Origin of the sequence: Stenotrophomonas sp. 2YAF26, assembly GCF_052114625.1 — a bacterium.
GTDB lineage: Bacteria > Pseudomonadota > Gammaproteobacteria > Xanthomonadales > Xanthomonadaceae > Stenotrophomonas > Stenotrophomonas indicatrix.
On sequence record NZ_JBFRFC010000001.1, the window covers coordinates 246,886 to 267,040 of the forward strand.

The window sequence follows — 20,155 nt, forward strand, 5'->3', positions numbered from 1 at the left end:
GGAAAGTAGCAGCGCTCATGACTCTCCCCTCTGACATACGATCGAATGGATGTACCGCCCCTCCTGGGGGCACGTACGGGCGACGCCCGTCTTCCACACCGAACATCGCAGTGCGCTTTGCACCCACTGCGACTCAAACTCGCTTTCAGACTTGCCGGAACAGCCGCGCGGTAAAGGGGGGGCATCCGCTGGCCTTACACCGGCTCAGTGGTAGCGCTACCATCGCGTCACGGCGCAGACTACTCATCCGCAATCGCGCTTGTCATCATGCAGCGCAGCAAAGGAATCCAGCCTTGAAAAACGGCCATAAAGCGGTCCGTCGAAAAGCAAGCGCCGTCACCATCGATGACGTCGCTGCCCATGCCGGTGTTTCCGCCATGACGGTGTCACGCGTCATCAACGGCCATGCCGGGGTACGCGAAGGCAACCGCGAACGCGTCCTGCGCAGCGTACTGGCGCTGGACTACCGGCCCAACCCTGCTGCCTCCGCCCTGGCTGCGGCGCAGCACACCTGCATCGCCCTGATCTACACCAACCCCAGCTCCAGCTACCTGCGCGAACTGCTGGTCGGCGCGCTGCGCGGTTCCACCCGGTCGGCGGCGCAGCTGGTCATCGCTGCCTGGGATGAGCTGGGCACCCCGGCGCGTCGCGAGGCGGCACGGCAACTCGCCACCACCGTGGCAGGCGTGATTCTTCCGCCGCCGCTGTGTGAATCGAAGGACATCGTCGAGGTATTCGTCAACGCGGGCATTCCCGTCGTCTCCATCGCCTCCAGCCGCTTCAGCGACAGGATCTCCTGCGTGCGCATCGACGACCGCCAGGCCAGCCATGACATGGTGTCGCACCTCATCGCCCACGGGCATACCCGCATCGGCTATATCAAGGGCGACCCGAACCAGACCGCCAGCGCGCACCGCTGGCAGGGCTACCGGGATGCACTGGCCAATGCCGGCATCGGCTACGACGACGCGCTCGTGCAACCCGGCTGCTTCACCTACCGTTCCGGCCTGGAGGCAGCCGAGCGGCTGCTGTCCCAGGGCCCCCCACCCAGTGCGATCTTCGCCAGCAACGATGACATGGCATCGGCGGTTGTTTCAGTGGCCCACCGCCGCGGCCTGCAGGTGCCGGGGGATCTTTCGGTGGTGGGCTTCGACGACACCTCCGCCGCGACAATGGTGTGGCCGGAACTGACCACCATCCATCAGCCGGTCGCAGAGATGGCGGACAACGCGATAGACATCCTGCTGCGGGAAATGCGCCGCCCCGCGTCTTCAAGGCGCGCCACTGTCAACCACGTGCTTGCGCACCAGTTGATCACGCGCGCCTCGGTATCGGCACCGCAGCTGTCCTCTGGACTCCGGGCACCCCGGATCGCAACGCGGCAAGCCCCGGACATCGATGGACAAGGGGGCTGAAGCACCCGCCGGGTCCCGGCCGGCCTACAGCCGACGCATCATCAGCTGGGCCGAGCCTGGGCACAGTTCACTGAACTGCGTCGACGCAGCGATGAATCCCGGTGCTGCATCGCGCGCGACGCGCACATAGCCAAGCTGCTCGAAGAACGGTGCTGCCGTGGTCGTGAGAAGGAACACGGTCCTGCCACCCGCCGCCTTGGCATGCTGCTCCAGTTCCACCACCAGTTGCCGCCCCAGGCCCCTGCCCTGCGACATCGGCTGGATCGCCAACGAGCGCAGGAGCACGACGTCGCGGCTCGATTCATAGCCCACGCAACCGAGCAGCTCTCCATTCAACGACGCTGCCAGAAGGGTGATCGGCCTGCCTGCACGCAGATCCTCCGTAGGCAGGCCGCTGGTCTCCAGCAGGGCCAGCACGTCGGCAGACAGCGCTGTCTCCATCACTCGCATGCGGCAGCTCTCGCTTTGTTCCGGCCAGGCGACCTGCAGCGGCGACAGGGGCTCATCGCCCACTCCGCGCGGCGTGGGCGCGGTCGCTGGTGGACGCCGCCTGCTGGCAGGGAAGCGCAGTCTCCAGCGCTTCAATGACCAGAGATGCGGCATCCTGATGCAGTCGTTCGGCGGGTAGCTGCCGGATGTGCGAAGACACACGGTCGACCAGTTCATGGGGAAGGATCTGCCCCTGGCCGCACCACTGCCCTCGGCCTGCGTCCGCAATACCCTGGATATAGGCGCTCGCGCGGGCGCTCGACAGGTCCCGGCACTGATCACTGCTGCAGAATCCGCTTTCGCCCTTGCCCTGCAGGAGCCTGGCCAGCTCTGCTCCGCTCACGAACCACGTGCGCGCAGCCGGTGCCGTCTCGGCCAGCGCGGACCCCGCCAACAGGCATAGGCAGAGCACAAAGGCGGCGGGCACGCAGCGTGCTCTCCTGCTGACTGGATCCCTGCGGGTGCCTGTGCTTGTCATCTAGTTCTCCTGGGCCGCATGGCCGCGCTCCTGGATACAGTCGAACTGATTGCGTGGAGTGAACTGCGGGTCGTCCGCTCCGTCCAGCATGAGCTCGACCATTGCATCGAAGGTCGCAGCGGTCTCGCCGGCCTGCGCCGGCGTCATGAAGCCCGAATCGCCCTTGCCGGCGAGGTGGACCGCAGCAACCGTCTCCCGCTCACCGTCCTCGGCCCATAGGTAGTCGTGCACCAGTGCCACGCCGTGCTCGCCAGGCTCAAGGAAATCGGCGGCGCCCCGCGCCATCGCCAGGAACACGACCAGATCATAGAGGTTCTCGGAATACGTCAGTGACCCTGCAACGAAGTACGCCCCTGCCTGATCGTAGGCCGCAAGCTTGATGTTCTCCGCCTGCGCGGATTGCAGGATGGCGGCCAACGCTGCGCGATTGTCCGCATGCCGGGCCAGCATTGCATTGCAATCGGCGAGGAATTCACCCAGCTCCACATCAGTGGACGCAGCCAGATCGGCGCCGCCGGGCAGGCGCCACCGGCCGGCGATCGATCGCCAGTCCTTCCACCTCGATGCCGCAGGCACCGGCGCGGCCAACCAGCGTGCAAGACGCTCGCGTGGCAGCCGCAGCCTGAGCAGGGCCGAATAGGGTTCGGACATGGCTCGTACCCATTCTCTGATCTTCGACAGCGAGGCTTGTACCAAACAACGTCAGCCAAGCCAACTGCCGCAACCGGGCACATGCTGTTAACGCTCCCGCATTATGCTGACTGCCTCATTGGATTTCCGCGAGGCGCGCCCCTTGACCAAGCTGCATGCCCTGATGATCGCCAGCTGCCTGTGTGCCTTCAGCCCACTGGCCCTGGCTGAAACCGTAAACCTGACCAACAGCGCCGACGGTGCCAACCGCGAGGCCGGCATTGCCGCGGTCAAGAAGAAGTTGCAGGACGCCTGCACCGATCGCAAAGGTTCGCCCGACGCGGCGTCGTTCGAAGTGGTCTTTGAAAAGACCAGCGACAACCCGAACGTACCGAAGCCGTATTACCTGGACGGCAGGATGAAGTGCGAGTTGCCGGGGTAAGCGCGCAATGCCACCGGCGGCCGTGCCTGCAGTACCCCCGCGGCGGCTGCGCGCCGCCCGGGGCCCATGCCGGAATCCCTAGCGACGCAGGGCGTCGATGATCACGCCGTTGGCGATCTCCACCAGCAGGTATTCCGTATCCGACTGCCGCACCCAGCGCTGACCGCGGCCGGGGTCGCGCAGACGGTAATGCGCGTAGTCGTCCACCCAGTAGCGCCGGTCAACCTCGGCCCAAGGCAAGCGGTCACCGCGGCGCCATGCCTTTTTCTGCCAGCCCGGCGGGGGTGCGTCGCGGTTGTGCGGGCCGCCTGCATGGGGCGGCGGTCCGTTGCCCCGTGCATGATGCGGCGGATCGGCCCAGGCAGGCGCAGCAACCAGGGTCACTGCCGCACCCAGGGCAATGCCAAGCAAACGTCCGGTTTTCATGGGGATACTCCCGGTCCAGCCGCAGTATGCGGCGTTGTGGCCCTGAATATAGAGCAGCGCCTGTGAATGAATCCGTGCGCCCGGACCGGACCCGATGGGCGTCCGCAAGCCCGCAGTCAGCAATGCAGCTCCCTCACCCTCGAACCTGGGTAGGATTCAGGCCCAGTCGCCTGCGCAGCAATCGCCTGAGCGTCGCAGAATCACCCAAGCCCACCTGCGCGGTCACCTCTTCCACCGAAAGCCCGCCACTTTCCAGCAGCACCCGCGCCCGGTTCAAGCGCACCGACTGGATCAACTGCTGCGGCCCGTAGCCGAGCACCTTGTTCACTTGGCGGTTGAGGGTGCGTGTGGACATGTTGGCCCGCGCGGCAAGCGTGCCCACGGTGACTGGTTCCGGGAGCGTCTCTGCGATGTGGCGGGTCAACAGCGCAATCAGGTTGTTCTCGGGCACCATCATCGCCGGCGACATATACAGCGACTGCAGGCGACGCTGCTCGACCAGCAGCGCCTGGCCCAGCATGGCCGTGAGTTGCTCGCCGAAGCGCTGGCGCAGCACGTAAAGCACCAGGTCCATGTGTGCCATCGCGGCGCCGGCAGTGACCAGCGTGCCATCCGCATGCACCATGCGATCGGGTTCGACGCGGGTGGTTGGCGCCACGCGCCGCAGCGCAGAGGCCAACCACCACGTTGTGGTCACGCAGCGTCCCTCCAGCAATCCGGCTGCGTTGAGCAGAAACACGGACGAACAGGAGCCTGCAATCGTGCCGCCCGCTCTGGCATGGCGACGCAGCGCAGCGACCAAAGGCGGAATGTCCGGCTGGGCCAAGCGCGCGTCGAGTTGGCTGGCATCGTCGATGTCCAGGCCCGGCAGGATCCAGCATTCATGCGCAGAGGAGCGCGCAGGCAACGTGTCCACCTGCAGGTGCAGGCCGTTGCCAAGCGGAATGCTTCCTGGCGTCACCGCGCAGACCCGCCAACGCGGCGGTGCAACCCCGACCCGGCACGCCAGCTTGGCCGCGGTGGTCAGAAGATCAAGGGTGAGGGTGACGCTGGAGGCAAAGGGTGCGCGCGGCACCACCAGGACGAAATCATGCATTGGCTGATTCTGCGCGATTGTTGGCAAATCGGCCACTTAAGACCCGAGCCGCAGCGCGGTTGAATGGGCGCTCCCTCACCCACGAGCGCTATCCATGCCCACCATCCTCATCAAGACACCCGCCGACGCACTGACCGCTCTTCAGCGCGAGCGGATGATCGCCGCGGTGAATACCGCTGCAACGCAATGCAGCGGCCTGGGGCCTGATCCCCGCCAACGCAGCCTGTGCTGGGTGATTGCCGAGGAGGTGCCGGCCGGCTTCTGGCGCTGTGGCGGCAGTGCCGACTTCCTCCACGTCATTCCGTGCCTGGTCCACGTCCTCGCACCCGCCGGCGTACTCGACGAACAGCACCGGTCCCGTTACGCGGCGGTTGTGCACCAGGCCATTCTGGAATCGCTGGCCCTGCCGGATACGCAGCGGCTGGCTGCTTCGATCACGGTGAGCGATGTCACCGATGGCACGTGGGGGCCCAACGGCCAGCTGTGGACACTGCCGCAGTTCGTGGAGGCCGCGGGGTATTCCCATCTGCAAGCACCGGTGAACCGCTGACGCCACAAGCCCTTGTCAGCAGACTGCACCAACGATCATGTTCAATCGCCCTCTGGTCGCTGGCAGTAGCGGGAAAATTCCTGAAGAAAGGCCTCCGCCGGTCCGCGATTGGCCGGCTGCCTTACGGCATCGGCAATGGCCTCCGGCTCCATCTTCATGAAGGGGAAGCGCAGGAACAGTTCTTCGTTGAAGCGGGAGCTGATTGTCGACAGCACAAGCCGCAGAGACGCGAGCATGTCGTCGCCGCGATGGGATGCGTGCACGAGCGCGATGGGCTTTGCAATCACAAGGTCGCCCGATACGAGCCAATCGATGGCGTTCTTCAGGCCGCCCGGAATGCCTCGTGCGTACTCGGGGCTCGAAATCAGAATGCCATCGCAGGCTTCAATGCAGCGCTTGAAGTGCACAACGCTGTCAGGCAAGGGCAGATCTTCAAGATCGGGAGAAAAAACGGGCAGTCCGCCGAGGTCGGCGTAGGTACTCAGTGCGATATCCGGTGGCGCGAGTTCTTCCAGCGCCCTCAGCAATGCGGTGTTGGTGGACAGCCGGCGAGCGCTACCGGATAGGGCAAGGATCTTCATCACGGCACGCTATCACAGGCACCTGCCGCCGTGTCCGGCAATGACCCGCAGCGCGCCCTTGCACGTGGCAAACTAGCGGTGGTCGTTCAACGTCCATTGATCATGCACGGATGCGCATAGCCCATGACACGTCTGCTCATCATTGAAGACAACCCCGAGCTGGTTGCAAATCTCTACGCCTTCTTCGAGCCACTGGGCTACGTGCTTGACGATGCGCGGGATGGTGCCACCGGCCTGCGCAGGGCAACGCAGAACGATTACGACGCCATTCTGCTTGACCTGATGCTGCCCCGCCTCGATGGCATGGCACTGTGCCAGGCGCTCCGTCAGGAGTTCCAGAACCCGGTGCCGATCCTGATGCTGACCGCCCGGGATCCGGTGGAGGACCGCGTGCAGGGGCTCGCGTTGGGTGCGGATGATTACCTGGTCAAGCCTTTCTCCCTGAAGGAGCTGGACGCACGCATCAAGGCGCTGGTCCGCCGCGCCCAGGGCCGGCAGGTCCAGAGTGTGTTGGACTGGGGCGATCTGCGCGTCGACACCCGTTCACCGCAGGCGTGGCGCCAGGGCCACACCCTCAATCTGACCCCGACAGCGCACAAGCTGCTGATGTGCCTGGTGCGGGCTGCCCCCGCGGTGGTGCGCAAGCAGGAGATGGAATACCTGATCTGGGGCGACGAGCCGCCGGAGAGCGGTGCACTGCGCACGCACATCCATGAGCTGCGCCTGCAGGTGGACAGGCCGTTCAACCCTGCACTCATTGCCACGGTGCACAGCGTTGGCTGGCGGCTGGACAGGCCCGCACTGGCACCTGCCGAGTAGTTGCTGCCGATGACTACCCGCTCGCTGAAGTCGCTTTATCGAAGCCTGACACTGAGAACGCGCATCACGGTGTCGTTCGTGCTGCTGATGGCCGGTGCCATGGGCTTCATTGTGCTGGTTGAACTGGTGGACTACGACGAGGTAAGAGCCTCCGTCGTTTCGATGACCCAGGACCGCGAGGTCCATCGGCTGCAGGCCGCACTGGCCAGTGGCGAGCAACCGGAACTGACGAAAGGCAGCCAGCTGTATGACGCGCGCTCGGCTCCTCAGGTGCTGCGCAGGTACGGGCCGGGCTACCACGGTGAAGAAGGCCCGAACGAATGGCATCTGCGGGTCTTCGAAAGCAACGGACAGCGCTACTACCTGCTGCAGGATGGCGAGCACTATGCCTACCTGGAGCATCTGATCAATGCCTTTGCGACGCTGGTCATCCTCACCTGCGTGCTTTGCGCGTTCTGGATCGGCCGCCGAACCGCGACCCATGTCATCGCGCCCATCACCCGTCTGGCCGAGGCGGTGCAGAACAAGCACAAGCCCTTCCCCTACCAGGATGCACGCGATGAGATAGGTGTGCTGGCGCGCGCTTTCGCCCAGCACAGCGACGAGCTTGAGCAGTTCCTGCAACGCGAACAGTGCTTTGCGGGCGATGCCAGTCATGAGCTGCGCACGCCCCTGGCGATCATCGGTGGCGCGGCCGAGACACTGGTGCACCAGCTGCCCGCCGACAGCCACCTGGTGGCCAGCGCCGATCGCATCATGCGCACCACCCAGGAAATGCAGCGGCAGTTGACCTGCCTGCTGCTGCTTTCGCGTGACCCCAGGACGGTTCCGCGCAGCGTCGTGCCCGTGCGGGCGCTGATCGAGGAATGCAGGGAGCGATGTGCGCCGTGGCTTTCGGGAAAGCCGGTGCGCTTGGTTCTGGATGCGCCGCAGGACCAGCAGGTGCTGACCAATGCAGAGCTGGCCCGTAGTGTGATCTGGAACCTGCTGCGCAATGCCTGCCAGTACACCGACGAGGGCGAAGTAAGGGTCGAGCTGCGGGGCGACACGCTGCGAATCGCCGATACCGGCCCGGGGTTGCCGCCCAGCATTGATGCGCAGCAGTTCCAGCGTTTCATGCCCAGCGCCCGGCAGAGTGGCGAAGGCCTGGGCCTGTCCATCGTGCAGCGTGCGGTCGAGCACATGGGGTGGCAGATGACGGTCGAGACTTCGGCGCAGGGCTGTCGATTCACCCTGCAGATGCTCCCAGCCACGCCCGGCACCTGACAGCTTCCTGACACAGGCCTGCACATCCTTGCCGGATCTCCACGTGAAGGCAGGACCGAAATGCAGCCAGGGCATCGACAAGGCAGCGGCAAGTACCCGCACGGAAAGACCGGCCTGCGCCGCATCTTCCATACCCTGATCCATTCGCGCGACGGCTTCATCGCTACCTTCCGCGGAGAGGCGGCCTTCCGCCAGCTGCTGTTGGTGCATGGCGCGCTTGCGGTCGTCGCCTTCCTGCTGGAGGTCGGCCGAAGCGAGCGCGCCGTGATGCTGATGGTCTGCTTCATCAGCCTGATGGTGGAACTGCTGAACTCGGCCATCGAAGCGGTGGTCGACCGCATCTCGCTGGAACATCACCCGCTTTCCAAGAATGCGAAGGACATGGGCAGTGCGGCGCAGACCACGGCGCTGTTGATGGTCGCTACGGTATGGGCCGTAGTTCTGCTGGGCTGAGCACGAAAGCTGACAACTTCCTGATAAACGCATCCAGATACTGCGCGCACTTCTCGTACAACGGATTGTGCACGTGCGTCCATGCTTCAGACTTTCCCCTCATCATCCGATCGTGCTTGTGTGGTGCACCGCGTTGTTCTTCGCCACGCTGGGAAACATCGCCCTCTGGAAAACACTGTGGTCCGTCATGGACATCCATGACCTGCGCAGCACCCTGTTCTTCTTCAGCCTGCCGGTGCTGCTGTTCTGCCTGTTCAATCTGTTGTTCACGCCGATCGGCATCCTTCCCTATGTCCGCAAGCCGGTACTGGCGCTTCTGGTTCTCATCAGTGCCGCGTGCAGCTACTTCATGCTTCATTACGGCGTGCTGATCGACCGCGACATGGTGCAGAACGCGCTGGAGACCAACCAGGCCGAGATGACGTCCTATCTCTCGGTGCCGCTGCTGCTGACAGTGCTGTTGCTGGGCGCCCTGCCCTCGTGCGTGCTGCTGGTCATGCGCAGTGGAAACGGCGGTCGCCCCTTGCGGCCGGCGCTGGTATGGCTGGGAAATGTGCTGGCGACGTTGATGGTGCTGGCGGCGGTGACGTTTGCGTTCTACAAGGAGTACTCGTCGCTGCTGCGCAACAATCGCTACATCCGTGAACAGGTGCTGCCGCTGAATGTGGTCCGCCACACCTATGGTTATCTCAGGAGCAGCTACAGCGCCAAGGCGCAGCCATTGCGGGCTGTCGGCGAGGATGCCACCCGCATCCCCGGAAAAAGGCCCCGCCTGGTGGTCGTGGTGGCTGGCGAGACGGCACGAGCACAGAACTTCCAGCTCAACGGCTACCCGCGCCAGACCAACCCGTACCTGTCACGCAAAGACAACGTCATCAGCTTCCGCGACGTCTCCTCCTGCGGTACCGCAACGGCGGTGTCACTGCCCTGCATGTTCTCGCAGATGACGCGGTCGCAGTACGACGGTATGGCTGCGGCATCGGAAGAGAACGTGCTCGACATCCTGCAGCGGACTGGTGTCAGCGTGCTTTGGCGCGACAACAACAATGGCGGATGCAAGGGCGTGTGCGAGCGCGTGCCCACCGAAGACATGCCTCCACTGAAAGTGCCGGAATTGTGTGTCAACCGGGATGGCACCTGCCATGACGAAATCCTGCTGCACCAGCTGGGCGCGCGCATCGAGGCGATGCCGGGTGATGGGCTGATCGTGCTGCATCAGCTGGGCAGCCATGGGCCCACGTACTTTGAACGCTATCCGGCCGATGCCAGGACATTCAGCCCCACCTGCGCCAGCAACCAGATCCAGAAATGCAGCAATGAAGCGCTGGTCAACACCTACGACAATACGCTGGTCTATACCGACCGACTGCTGGGCAAGGCCATCGACCTGCTGCAGACCTACGCGGACCAGCGCGATGTGGCCCTGATCTATGTTTCCGACCATGGCGAGTCGCTTGGCGAGCACGGCCTGTATCTGCACGGGACGCCCTACTTCATCGCGCCACGGGAGCAGACCCAGGTGCCGCTGGTGATGTGGTTCTCTCCCGCCTTCGCGACCCATGCACGACTTGAGGTTGCCTGCCTGCGTCATGCTGCGGGCACCAGATCCTACAGCCACGACAATCTCTTCCACTCCCTGCTGGGGCTGTTCGATATCAGCAGCGGGGTTTACGAGCCGGGCCTGGATGTGTTCGCGGGCTGCCGCCTCCCCTAGCGCCGTCGACTGTCACAGTGTCTCCGCCAAACGCAGTACGTCCATGGGAAACGCGGCGTAATCGTCGAGCGGAGCGCTGTGGCTGTCCCGCCGGTGAATCTGCCTGACCGCGACCACGCCCTTGTCGGGAACAATGACCAGGTGCTGGCCGAGATAGCCGTTGGCTGCGTATGCCGCTACAGGCCCCCGGTCGATGTCGAAGATGTCGCTGAGTCTCAATCCGCGCCCGCTGATTTCGGCAGCGTAGCGCTGTGGCCAGGCAGGTCCCAGGCGTTCGGCCAGGAAGCTGATCAGCGCTGCCTTGCTGTCGAACAGACGGCCCTCGGTGGCCAGCAGCACCTCCTGCGTCCCAGCGTCCACGCTGCGGGCAGACAGGAGGGCTGCTGCCGCTGATTTCAGCCGGTAGTGCTCCCAAGCGGGGATGCGCCACCACAGCAGGCCGACATCGGGGGAGCGTGCGCTCTCGGCGGTCATCAACGCCACCGAGCGTTCGCTCAGCAACCGCTTGCCGTCCGGGGCGACGCCACCGGCCAGCATCAGTCGTCCGATCGCCGCCAGATCAGGGGCTGACAGCGATAGCCCGGCCATGCCCAAGGGCGTGCCGGCCTGATCCTTCATCCATGCATGGCGGGAGATGCCGAGTGGCTTGAACAGCCGCTCGTCCAGGTAGACATCCAGCGGCTTGCCGGCAAGCCGTTCGACGATGCCCGGCAGGAGATTGGTGGCCTTGTTGTTGTAAGCGAACGTGGTGCCTGGATCGGTGGACACCTCGGCCGCCAGCGCCAGCTTCACCAGATCCGGTGCGCCCTCCAGTTCCACACCGGCGTTGGCTACGTTCTGCAGTCCGGAGGTGTGGTCCATCAACATCCTGATCGTGATGTCCCGCTTACTTCCCTGCCGCCATTCCGGGTAAACAGTGCTGACCGGCTCGTCGATGGAAGCGAGCTTGCCGTCATCGAGCAGCAGCCCGATGGCCAGGGCGACGACGGACTTGGTCGCCGACATGAGGTGAATCCGTTCTTCACCGGCGGCGGGTGCGATCTGCAGCAGGACAGCGCCTTCTCGCTCAACGAAGAGCGCGTCGGAATGCGCATTGCGGGCATTCTGCTCGATCGCTGCAAGGGCGTCAGGCGTGTTGGCGCCGGCCACCCAGGGGCGCAACGCGAGGAAGACTATGCAGACGAATAAACAGGCTCTCATGGCGGGCTCCTCCATTGGGCAGGTACAGGATGACTACATTTGTAGTCATCGTGCAGTGCATGAAGTCATGCGCGATCGGGTGCCTTCACCCGCGCCCGGGCGGCGCATTCCAGGCGTCCGACGGCCTTTGTGCATAGGCGCGCACGAAGAGCGCGACCGTGGCATGGCTTCCGGACATGGGCGTTGCCGCATCTGGCAGGCCATGCTCTGCAAGGATGAGCCTGAGGAACTTCTCGCTGTCACTGGAATGCAGCGACCCTGCGGAGGCCGTCGCCATCGCCTGTTCGGCGAGATCGAAGTACGGCTGGAGCACCGCACGCCAGTGCTCCATGTAGACAGCACGGGCATGATCTGAACGCGAAAGCGCCCTGCAGAAAGCCTGGCATGAAGGGTTTGCCGCCAACCGTCCGATGCCATCGGTGATCCGCATCAGCGCATCGCCAAGATCCAACGTTCCACGCATGTGGAGCCCAGCAACCGGCAAGGATGCAAGATGGCTGTCCATGACCGCCCCGTAGAGCTGCGCCTTGTCACGATAGTGGGCATAGATCGTGACCTTGCTGACGTCGCAGGCCTCAGCGATGCGCTTCATCGTCGCGTTCTCAAACCCCTCTTCCGCAAACACAGTGCCGGCTGCATCCAGTATCCAACGTCGGCTCAACGCCCGTGCTCCTTCCCAGCGCAGGGCGGTTTTGCTTGGGAGGCCGCTGGAGCGAACCACGCTCACATCCGCCTGAACAATGCACTGGCATTCACGCCGCCAAAGCCAAATCCATTGGTCAACGCGAACTCGATCTCCGCCTTCCGCGGCCCGCCGGCGACGATCGAAAGCCCGTCTGCCAACGGATCCGGGCGGCCGAGGTTGAGCGTCGCCGGCGCGACCTGGTCGCGCAAGGCAAGCACCGTAAAGATTGCTTCGATGCCGCCAGCCGCCCCGAGCAGGTGCCCGGTGCTGGACTTGGTGGCAGAGATGAGAAGATCTGGACGGGCGCCGAACAAGGCACGCATGGCCGCGAGCTCTGCCCGGTCCCCCACCTGGGTCGAAGTCGCGTGCGCATTGATGTGGTCGATCTGCTCAGCGGAAATGCCCGCCTGCGCCAGCGCGATCTCCATCGCCCTGCGGGCGCCACTGCCGTCGTCGGGTCCCGCAGTCAAATGGTAGGCATCCGAAGTGGTGCCATAGCCGACCAGCTCGGCCAGCGGGGTGGCACCACGCGAGCGCGCGTGATCCAGCCGCTCGATCACCAGCAGCCCCGCCCCTTCGGACATGACAAAGCCGTCCCGCTGCTCATCAAACGGGCGAGAGGCTGCCTGGGGTGAGCCGTTGAACGACGTACTCAGTGCCTTGGCAGCGGCGAAGCCGCCCAGGCTGACCCGGTGCATCGCCGCCTCCGCACCACCGCACAACGCGATGTCCGCCTCGCCGGATCGGATGAGACGCGCCGCATCACCAATGGCTTGGACACCCGCCGCGCAGGCCGTGACGGGAGCGCCCTGCGGACCTTTGAACCCGTAACGGATCGATGCCTGCCCAGCCGCCATATTCGCCAGGAAGGTGGGTGCAGTGAAGGGCGACAACCGGCCAGGCCCTCGGCTTTCGGTGRTGTGGACCGCATTGACGATGGATCCAAACCCGCCGATCCCGGTGGCAATCACGGTTGCCGTTCGCAGCCGCCCACGCTCATCGGCTTCCCGCCAACCGGCCTGCTCAAGGGCTTCGTGGGCAGCGACCAGCGCGAACTCAACAAACCGGTCCATCTTCTTGAGGTCTTTCGGCGCGATGATGCCGGTCGAATCGAAACCCGCCTCAGGATCTTGAATGCGATCAGGCACGCGCCCGCCGACTTCGCATCCGGTTCCCGCCGCGAGATCAGGACCAAGCGACCCGATTCCGGAGCGTCCCGCCAGGAGGCGCGACCAGACGGTTTCCACCCCGCAGCCGAGTGGACTCACGACGCCCATTCCGGTCACCACGATGCGATCTTTGTCGGCGATTTTCATAGCTTATCTCTCATATGGAAGAGGTCCGGGCCAACGTCAGGCAACGCGGGTCTTTTCCGCTCGGACCTTGAACCAGATGGCATACATCGCCGGCAGGAACACCAGTGTCATGACGGTGCCGGCAATGGTGCCGCCAATCAGCGTGTAGGCAAGCGTTCCCCAGAACACCGAATGCGTCAGCGGAATGAACGCAAGCACCGCTGCCAGAGAAGTGAGGATCACTGGGCGGGCGCGGTGAACTGTCGCCTCGATGATGGCGTGGAAGGTATCCATCCCCGCCTCTTCGTTCTCGTGGATCTGGCCGATGAGGATGAGCGTGTTGCGCATCAGGATGCCCGACAATGCGATCAATCCAACCAGCGCGTTGATGCCAAACGGCTGCTGGAACAGCAGCAGGGTCGGCACCACGCCGATCAGCCCCAACGGACTGGTCATGAAGACCATGATCATCGCGGAGATGGAACGTACCTGCAGGATGATGATCAGCAGGGTCACCGCCAGCATGATCGGGAACAGCGGCAGCATCGCGCTCATCGCCTTGCCCGATTCCTCGATGGAACCGGCCTGGTTAATCGCGTAGCCCTCGGGCAGCGAGGCAATGAGCGGCGCAAGCTGCTTGCTGATAGCGGTGGATACATCCGGTGGCTGCAGTGCATCGTCAATGTCACCGCGCACGGTGATGGTGGGTACCCGATCGCGGCGGCGCAGCACCGGCTCTTCCATCCGAACCTCGACCGAGCCGATCTGCGACAGCGGCACTCGCTGGCCAGCAGCACCGACCAGGGTGAAGTCTGCGATGCGCGCAGGATCCAAACGCGTTTCTCCACCAGATCGAGCGACAACCTCAACGGTGCGGATATCCTCACGAACGGCAGTGACCGGCACGCCGCTCAGGAAGAACTGCAACTGCTGCGAGACGGACGCCGAGGTCATGCCCATGGCCTGCAAGCGGTCCTGATCCAGCGTGAAGTGCAGCGTTGGCGTGCGCACGCCCCAATCGGTGTTGACCGTGCGCATCATCGGGCTGGCGTGCATGGTCTGCTCCACCTTGGCCGCAATGCCACGGATGACATCCGTATCCGGACCGCTGACACGGTAGGCCACCGGATAGGGCGAGTATGGCCCGAACACCAGCTGCGTCACACGCACACGCGCCTCTGGTGCCAATCCCTCAGCCACCGCCTGGCGCAGCTTTGCTTTCAAGGCATCGCGCTGTTCCTGGCTGTCGGTACGCACCACGATCTTGGCAAACGCCGGATCGGGCAGTTCCGGGGAAATGGCGAGGTAGAACCGGGGCGCACCCTGACCGATGTATGCCGTGACGATCTTCGCTTCTTCCTGCCCAGCGAGCCACTGCTCCACCTTCCTAGTGGCCAGGTTGGTCTGTTCGATGGCCGTGCCGTAGGGCATCTGCACTTCGACCAACACCTCCGGGCGATCGGAAATGGGGAAGAACTGCTTTTTCACCAGCCCCATGCCCACCACAGCAAGCACGAACAGGCCGATCACCGAACCTGCGGCAAGCCACTTGCGCGCGATCACGCGCGCCAGGATCGACCGGAAGCGGTTGTAGCGCGGCGTGTCGTAGAGACTGCTGTGCCCGCCTTCGACGGTCTTGAGTTCAGGGAGGAGCTTCACCCCGAGGTAAGGCGTAAAGAACACCGCGACCACCCACGACACGATCAGCGCAATGCCCACGATCCAGAACATGTTGCTGGTGTATTCGCCCGCAGTGGACCGGGCGAAACCGTTGGGCATGAAGCCCACCGCAGTGACCAGGGTGCCGGCCAGCATGGGCGCTGCCGTATGGCTCCACGCGTAGGCCGATGCCTTGACCCGGCTATAGCCCTCTTCCATCTTCACCACCATCATTTCGATGGCAATGATGGCGTCGTCCACCAGCAGACCGAGCGCAAGAATCAGCGAGCCGAGCGTGATGCGGTCAAAGTTCTTGCCGGTCGCAGCCATCACCATGAACACGGCAGCGAGGGTCAGCGGAACGGCCGCAGCCACCACGACACCCACCCGCCAGCCCATGCTGACAAAGCAGACCAGCATCACCACCAGCAGCGCGGCAAAGAACTTCATCATGAACTCGTCGACCGACGAGCTGATGTTCACGGCCTGATCGGTGACCTTGTCCAGCGCCATCCCGACAGGAAGCCCGTCATTGATCTTCCTGACTTCCGCGTCGAGTGAGGCGCCAAGATCCAGGCCATTCCAGCCGTCGCGCATGACGATGCCCAGCAGCATGGCTGGCTCGCCACCGTTGCGGATCATGAAGGTCGACGGGTCCTCATAGCCACGCTTGACGATGGCGATGTCCCGTAATTTGAGGGTCCTGCCCTGTGCAACGATGGGTGTATCGCGGATCTTGTCCAGCTGATCGAGCGCCCCGTCGAGGCGAATGAAGATCTGCGGGCCCTTGGCCTCGACCGATCCTGCCGGCGTCAGGGCGTTCTGCCCGTTCAGCGCCCCGAACACCTCCTGTGGCGTGATGCCGAGATTCGACAGGCGTTCGTGCGACAGCTCCACATAGATGCGCTCGGATTGCTCACCAATGATGTTGACCTTCTTCACGCCAGGTACGTGCAGCAATCGCTGACGCAGCGTCTCGGCATCACGCGCGAGCAGGCGGAACGGTTCACCCTTCGCTTTCAGTGCGAAGAGAGCAAACGTGACATCCGCGTACTCGTCGTTGACCATCGGGCCGATCACGCCCGTGGGCAGATTTGCGGCTTCGTCTGCCATCTTCTTGCGCGCCTGGTAGAACTCCTCCTGCACCTCCGACGGTGGCGTGCCATCCTGCAATGTCAGCGTAGTGAAGGACAGGCCAGGCCGGGTGTAGGTTTCGCTGCGGTCATACCAGCGCAGTTCCTGCAGGCGCTTTTCCAGCTTCTCGGCGACCTGGTCCTGCATTTCTGTTGGCGTAGCGCCAGGCCAGGCCGTCACGATGGTCATGACCTTGACAGTGAACGCAGGGTCCTCAGCGCGGCCGAGCTGGAAGAAGGAAACAATGCCGGCAACGGAGACCAGAAAGATCAGGAAAACCGTGATGGCACGCTCGCGCACCGCAAGTGCCGACAGATTGAACCCACTCACTGGTGGGCTCCGTTTGCAGCGGCGTTCCTGGCGGTCTCAGCGATGCGAACCACCTGCCCTTCGCGAAGTAGATGGGCGCCGAGGGCAGCCACGCGATCCGATGCGTTCAGGGCCCCCTCAACCACTACCCGGTCATCACCCAACTGCTTGACGGCGACCGGCGTCCAATGGGCTTTGAGCGGCTCACCACCGATCACCCAGACGCCGGGACCGGTACCAGGATCGAACAGCGCGCCCAACGGCACCTCGACGCCGGCCGACGCACCGGCAGGTGCTGCGCCTGAAAGTTCGACCGCCACCGTGGAACCCAGCGGCAGCGCCGTGCTGCCCTCTTCCAGGGTGTAGCGAGCTTCGAAGGTCCGGGTGGCGGGGTCGGCCGATTCCGAGAGCACGCGCAACCGTGCGGGGATCTTGCCGCTTGCCCCGAACGGGGACGCTGAGCCCACGGAGCCGATCTGGGGTCGCAGCGTCTCGGGCAACTGGACCACGGCCTCCCGACTGCCTGCACGGGCAAGCCGGGCGACGATCTGCCCCGCCGCCACGACCTGACCGGGCTCAGCGGAGATGGTCATGACCACTCCGTCGGCATCGGCGACGAGCGCCGTGTATTGACTGGCATTACGTGCAACCCGGGCTTGCGCGTCGGCCGCCTTGAGCTGTGCCGATGCTGCGTCCGCCGCCGCTTTGATCTGATCGTAGGCCGACCGTGAAACGACGCCCTTGGCTGCCAGATCGCGGTATCGCGCTTCGTCTGCGGTGGCTTGCGCGCTTTGCGCTCGGGCCGCGATGACGGCCTGCAGCTGGGACGCCGCTGCCAGATTCAGGTCGACGGGATCAATCCGATAGAGCACGTCGCCGCGCTTTACCGTCTGCCCCGTCTCAACCAGGCGCTCGGTGACCTTGCCACCCACCCGAAAGGCCAGATCACTCTGTACGCGTGCGGCGACGGTTCCTGTGAACGTGCGCGCGCCTCCCGCCCCCGGTTGCACTTGGGCAATCCGGACGATGGGCGGAGCGGTCCGGGGATCGACGTCATCCGACTTTCCGCAGGCCACAAGGAACAACGGAACAACACAGGAAATGGCTGGGAGTACAAAACGGCGACGCATGCGGCCTTCCGGAGTGGGGTATCCGGAGGAATTCTGTTCCTAGTGACTAATATAGTCAATGGTCACTACGGGCATGGCTCAAGGCTCCGGAGGACCAACTCCTGCAAGGCACTTGGCGCTTCTTTGTGCAGGTGCGCCAGGTGCGGCAGCGTCACCGGATTCAGATAAGGAAGCAGGACCTGGTAGACCGCACGGCTGGTGTCCTCGAGCGGCGTCGTGCACTCAAATGCGCCGGAAGCGCGTCCATCCTTGATGATGTCTTCAACAAGCTGCCTGATGCGCCCTTCATACGCCTGCGCTGAAGGCCATTGATCCGTCGCGGCCGCAACGGCAATTTCATACAGGCGCCGATCCTGCAGAAACAGGCGAAGACCGGCCTCCACAATGACGGTGAACAACAACCGCAGCCTCTCGGCAGGCGCTTGCACGCCTTGCAGGGCCTGATGAACCTCGCTTTCGATCTGACTGAGGCAATTGGCGCAGATCACCTCGCCAATGGCCTGCTTGGAGGAAAAGAACTTGTAGACGTACGCCTTCGAGAAGCCGATGGCCTTGGCGAGGTCGGACACCGTCGTCTTGTCATAGCCGTAGTGGCTGAAATGCGCGGTGGCAGCCTCGATGATCTGGGTGCGCACGTCGTGCTCGGCGGGGCCGCGTCCGGCGTCGAGTGCTGCGGAGGTCGAAGTTGACATCGTGGAAGCGTAGCGCCGCGCCGTCACGCCGGCAAATGGTGACCGTTTGGGTATCGCCCGCCACCCGGCGATTATTTGATTTTCAGCTCCGGCAGAAGAGGATCAACATCAACCAGTTCCAGTGACTTGACCATGTGCAGCGTGCCGTTTTTGTACTTGAGGAAATGCGAGCTCTTCACATGCTGTTCGTAAGCCTGCCGGCTCGCATAGATTTCAAGGATTGTCAGCCGGGTCGGATCTTCCTTGTCAAAGACCGCATACAACGACAGCACGCCGGGCTCCAGCTCCATTGAAGCGCGAACCTCCTCAGCCAAGGCGCCTCTATAGGCGGGCAGATGGTCTGCATTGACGGTGATCTTCGAGAGCCTTGTCATCTGTGCCTCCTGCGCTCCAACACTGAAGGGTCCTGCCAGCATGCTGATCAACGTTCCGATGATCATCTTTTTCATTCAATCCTCCAATGCGTGCGCCATGCGACGGAATCTCTCGTCTGAACATCATTCGTGCCGAACGTCCAGCTGGCATTGAATACCGACACGAACACGTTCCGCGGCCTCCAGGCCGAAGCGCGCTTCGAGAACAGCAGCCAGCGCGTACAGCTGCTCTGGGCGCAGCCCTATGTTCATGCTGATGCCAATGTGAGACTGCAACTGCGGCTCCACCCCGGACATTGCAGCCAGCATGCTGACCGTGGCCAACTCGCGGATTTGCCAATCAAGGTTGTCGCGCTCGAAGATGTCGCCAAACAGATGCGTACGCAGGTACTCATTTGCCTGGGGTGCGAAATCGAACAAAGGCCCTGAGACCGGGCCGCCAGCCAGCCTGGTCTGATTGGCCGTGCCTGCGGCGAGCAGTGCGTCTCCTTTGGGGATCGGCCTGCCCGGCTCGCGGCCAGCTTCATCCTGGATGCCCCGCTGCCTGCGCGCCTGCACCACCCTCATCAGTTCGCTCAACGCGTTCAGGCTCCGTGGGAAACCTGCATAGGCATAGACCTGCACGAGGATCTCGCGCACCTCTGCCACGCTCAGGCCCGCGTCCAGAGCTTGATTCAACGCCTGATCAAGGGCACTCATGTTGCCCGCCGCTGCGCAGGCGCTGATTGGAATGATGGCTTGCTGGTGGGCATTCAGCCCGGTGACAGAGAACCGGCTGTAGTTGCTGTTCATAGCTGCTCCTTCGTGTGCAGGGGACGTAGCCAGACGTCTACTCGAACTCGATCCGCGCTTCCACCGGTCCCTCCGCGCGAAGCGCCTTTAAGTCCCCCTCGATGCGGCCCAACCGCACCAAACCCTTCGAGTAACGGAACGGCCTGTGGAAGATCGCCAGGTTCCCCCACGGCGCGTAGAAGGCGATATCGCCAGCCAGTGGCGTGATCCCGTCAGGTTCACCGGCAATGCTGAGGCGGCGCGGGAGCTGCGCGATCTTCTCCGTAGCAGCATAGTCCTCAAGCTGAAGGGTAATCGGCAACTGGGCGGCGAACTCGCGTGCGGGAACGCTGTCCTCCAGCATGGCCGACAACGTCTGGTTGTTGATGATCAGTCGAACCTTCACTGAGGGCACCTCCGGGTTGGATGCGTTTTTCATGGGCGCGACGGTGTGATGCTTCTGCTCGGCAGAGCATGCGGACACCGCCGCGAAGGCAAGGCAAAGCGAAAGCAGCTGACCAATGATCCTCGTCGCGCGCCTCATCAG

23 protein-coding genes are annotated in these 20,155 nt (G+C 63.7%); 7 read left to right on the plus strand and 16 right to left on the minus strand.

The annotated features are described in order from the left end of the window. Window positions 1–239 precede the first annotated feature (239 nt). The gene (locus tag AB4Y98_RS01040) at window positions 240–362 is read right to left on the minus strand and encodes a hypothetical protein (protein ID WP_258954267.1); all 123 of its coding nucleotides are present in this window, start codon (window positions 360–362) and stop codon (window positions 240–242) included. Between the two features lie 15 nt (window positions 363–377). Between AB4Y98_RS01040 and AB4Y98_RS01045 the strand changes: the two genes are divergently transcribed. After that, window positions 378–1,415 carry a LacI family DNA-binding transcriptional regulator gene (locus AB4Y98_RS01045; RefSeq protein ID WP_051501588.1) on the plus strand — a complete coding sequence of 346 codons (1,038 nt, stop codon included), beginning with the start codon at window positions 378–380 and terminating at the stop codon, window positions 1,413–1,415. 24 nt (window positions 1,416–1,439) lie between these two features. Here the strand turns inward: AB4Y98_RS01045 and arsN2 are convergent, their stop codons facing one another. From arsN2 to AB4Y98_RS01060, 3 genes are read right to left on the minus strand one after another with little or no spacing between them, the layout of a single operon-like run. After that, a complete protein-coding gene (gene arsN2 / locus AB4Y98_RS01050; protein WP_442243547.1) occupies window positions 1,440–1,865 on the minus strand; it encodes an arsenic resistance N-acetyltransferase ArsN2 in 426 nt (141 codons plus the stop codon). Between the two features lie 52 nt (window positions 1,866–1,917). Further along, window positions 1,918–2,331 carry a Rap1a/Tai family immunity protein gene (locus AB4Y98_RS01055; protein WP_442243548.1) on the minus strand — a complete coding sequence of 138 codons (414 nt, stop codon included), beginning with the start codon at window positions 2,329–2,331 and terminating at the stop codon, window positions 1,918–1,920. Window positions 2,332–2,382: 51 nt separating this feature from the next. Beyond that, complete coding sequence (locus AB4Y98_RS01060; RefSeq protein WP_442243549.1) at window positions 2,383–3,033, minus strand: hypothetical protein; 651 nt, start codon at window positions 3,031–3,033, stop codon at window positions 2,383–2,385. A gap of 142 nt (window positions 3,034–3,175) precedes the next feature. On the opposite strand from AB4Y98_RS01060, the gene AB4Y98_RS01065 reads away from it, so the two are divergent. Beyond that, window positions 3,176–3,454, plus strand: coding sequence for a hypothetical protein (locus tag AB4Y98_RS01065; RefSeq protein WP_442243550.1), 279 nt, complete (start codon window positions 3,176–3,178; stop codon window positions 3,452–3,454). Between the two features lie 78 nt (window positions 3,455–3,532). Here AB4Y98_RS01065 and AB4Y98_RS01070 read toward each other — a convergent pair whose 3' ends face one another. Together AB4Y98_RS01070 and AB4Y98_RS01075 are read right to left on the minus strand one after the other, a co-directional pair. Further along, window positions 3,533–3,880 (minus strand): RcnB family protein, encoded by a 348-nt coding sequence (locus tag AB4Y98_RS01070; protein ID WP_442243551.1) that lies wholly within the window; start codon window positions 3,878–3,880, stop codon window positions 3,533–3,535. 133 nt (window positions 3,881–4,013) lie between these two features. Beyond that, window positions 4,014–4,976 (minus strand): GlxA family transcriptional regulator, encoded by a 963-nt coding sequence (locus tag AB4Y98_RS01075; protein WP_428704533.1) that lies wholly within the window; start codon window positions 4,974–4,976, stop codon window positions 4,014–4,016. Between the two features lie 94 nt (window positions 4,977–5,070). Between AB4Y98_RS01075 and AB4Y98_RS01080 the strand changes: the two genes are divergently transcribed. After that, on the plus strand, window positions 5,071–5,526 hold the full coding sequence (locus tag AB4Y98_RS01080; RefSeq protein ID WP_442243552.1) for a hypothetical protein: 456 nt from the start codon (window positions 5,071–5,073) through the stop codon (window positions 5,524–5,526). A 41-nt stretch (window positions 5,527–5,567) separates the two neighbouring features. On the opposite strand, the gene AB4Y98_RS01085 is transcribed toward AB4Y98_RS01080, so the two are convergent. Beyond that, window positions 5,568–6,107 carry an NADPH-dependent FMN reductase gene (locus tag AB4Y98_RS01085; RefSeq protein WP_442243553.1) on the minus strand — a complete coding sequence of 180 codons (540 nt, stop codon included), beginning with the start codon at window positions 6,105–6,107 and terminating at the stop codon, window positions 5,568–5,570. A 123-nt stretch (window positions 6,108–6,230) separates the two neighbouring features. Here AB4Y98_RS01085 and AB4Y98_RS01090 point away from each other — a divergent pair, with 123 nt between their 5' ends. The 4 genes from AB4Y98_RS01090 (at window position 6,231) to AB4Y98_RS01105 (ending at window position 10,359) form a co-directional block, all read left to right on the plus strand. Continuing rightward, window positions 6,231–6,926, plus strand: a complete 696-nt coding sequence (locus tag AB4Y98_RS01090; RefSeq protein WP_180167100.1) for a response regulator transcription factor — start codon at window positions 6,231–6,233, stop codon at window positions 6,924–6,926. Between the two features lie 9 nt (window positions 6,927–6,935). Beyond that, the gene (locus tag AB4Y98_RS01095) at window positions 6,936–8,192 is read left to right on the plus strand and encodes a HAMP domain-containing sensor histidine kinase (protein ID WP_442243554.1); all 1,257 of its coding nucleotides are present in this window, start codon (window positions 6,936–6,938) and stop codon (window positions 8,190–8,192) included. Between the two features lie 60 nt (window positions 8,193–8,252). Further along, window positions 8,253–8,645, plus strand: coding sequence for a diacylglycerol kinase (locus tag AB4Y98_RS01100; RefSeq protein ID WP_312106689.1), 393 nt, complete (start codon window positions 8,253–8,255; stop codon window positions 8,643–8,645). Between the two features lie 118 nt (window positions 8,646–8,763). After that, on the plus strand, window positions 8,764–10,359 hold the full coding sequence (locus AB4Y98_RS01105; RefSeq protein ID WP_442243691.1) for a phosphoethanolamine transferase: 1,596 nt from the start codon (window positions 8,764–8,766) through the stop codon (window positions 10,357–10,359). A gap of 12 nt (window positions 10,360–10,371) precedes the next feature. On the opposite strand, the gene AB4Y98_RS01110 is transcribed toward AB4Y98_RS01105, so the two are convergent. The 9 genes from AB4Y98_RS01110 to AB4Y98_RS01150 form a co-directional block, all read right to left on the minus strand. After that, complete coding sequence (locus AB4Y98_RS01110) at window positions 10,372–11,559, minus strand: serine hydrolase domain-containing protein (RefSeq protein WP_312106685.1); 1,188 nt, start codon at window positions 11,557–11,559, stop codon at window positions 10,372–10,374. A gap of 85 nt (window positions 11,560–11,644) precedes the next feature. After that, window positions 11,645–12,220, minus strand: coding sequence for a TetR/AcrR family transcriptional regulator (locus tag AB4Y98_RS01115; RefSeq protein ID WP_312106683.1), 576 nt, complete (start codon window positions 12,218–12,220; stop codon window positions 11,645–11,647). A 62-nt stretch (window positions 12,221–12,282) separates the two neighbouring features. After that, on the minus strand, window positions 12,283–13,560 hold the full coding sequence (gene fabF / locus AB4Y98_RS01120; protein WP_442243555.1) for a beta-ketoacyl-ACP synthase II: 1,278 nt from the start codon (window positions 13,558–13,560) through the stop codon (window positions 12,283–12,285). A 36-nt stretch (window positions 13,561–13,596) separates the two neighbouring features. Next, the gene (locus AB4Y98_RS01125) at window positions 13,597–16,662 is read right to left on the minus strand and encodes an efflux RND transporter permease subunit (RefSeq protein ID WP_442243556.1); all 3,066 of its coding nucleotides are present in this window, start codon (window positions 16,660–16,662) and stop codon (window positions 13,597–13,599) included. Beyond that, window positions 16,659–17,771 carry an efflux RND transporter periplasmic adaptor subunit gene (locus AB4Y98_RS01130; RefSeq protein ID WP_363733304.1) on the minus strand — a complete coding sequence of 371 codons (1,113 nt, stop codon included), beginning with the start codon at window positions 17,769–17,771 and terminating at the stop codon, window positions 16,659–16,661. Before AB4Y98_RS01130 ends, AB4Y98_RS01125 begins: the two co-directional genes overlap by 4 nt. 65 nt (window positions 17,772–17,836) lie before the next feature. Continuing rightward, window positions 17,837–18,463, minus strand: coding sequence for a TetR/AcrR family transcriptional regulator (locus tag AB4Y98_RS01135; protein ID WP_312106675.1), 627 nt, complete (start codon window positions 18,461–18,463; stop codon window positions 17,837–17,839). Window positions 18,464–18,534: 71 nt separating this feature from the next. Beyond that, window positions 18,535–18,912, minus strand: a complete 378-nt coding sequence (locus tag AB4Y98_RS01140; protein ID WP_442243557.1) for a putative quinol monooxygenase — start codon at window positions 18,910–18,912, stop codon at window positions 18,535–18,537. Window positions 18,913–18,960: 48 nt separating this feature from the next. After that, window positions 18,961–19,629, minus strand: coding sequence for a carboxymuconolactone decarboxylase family protein (locus tag AB4Y98_RS01145; protein WP_442243558.1), 669 nt, complete (start codon window positions 19,627–19,629; stop codon window positions 18,961–18,963). A gap of 37 nt (window positions 19,630–19,666) precedes the next feature. After that, the gene (locus AB4Y98_RS01150; protein ID WP_442243559.1) at window positions 19,667–20,152 is read right to left on the minus strand and encodes a cyclophilin-like fold protein; all 486 of its coding nucleotides are present in this window, start codon (window positions 20,150–20,152) and stop codon (window positions 19,667–19,669) included. Window positions 20,153–20,155: the final 3 nt, after the last annotated feature.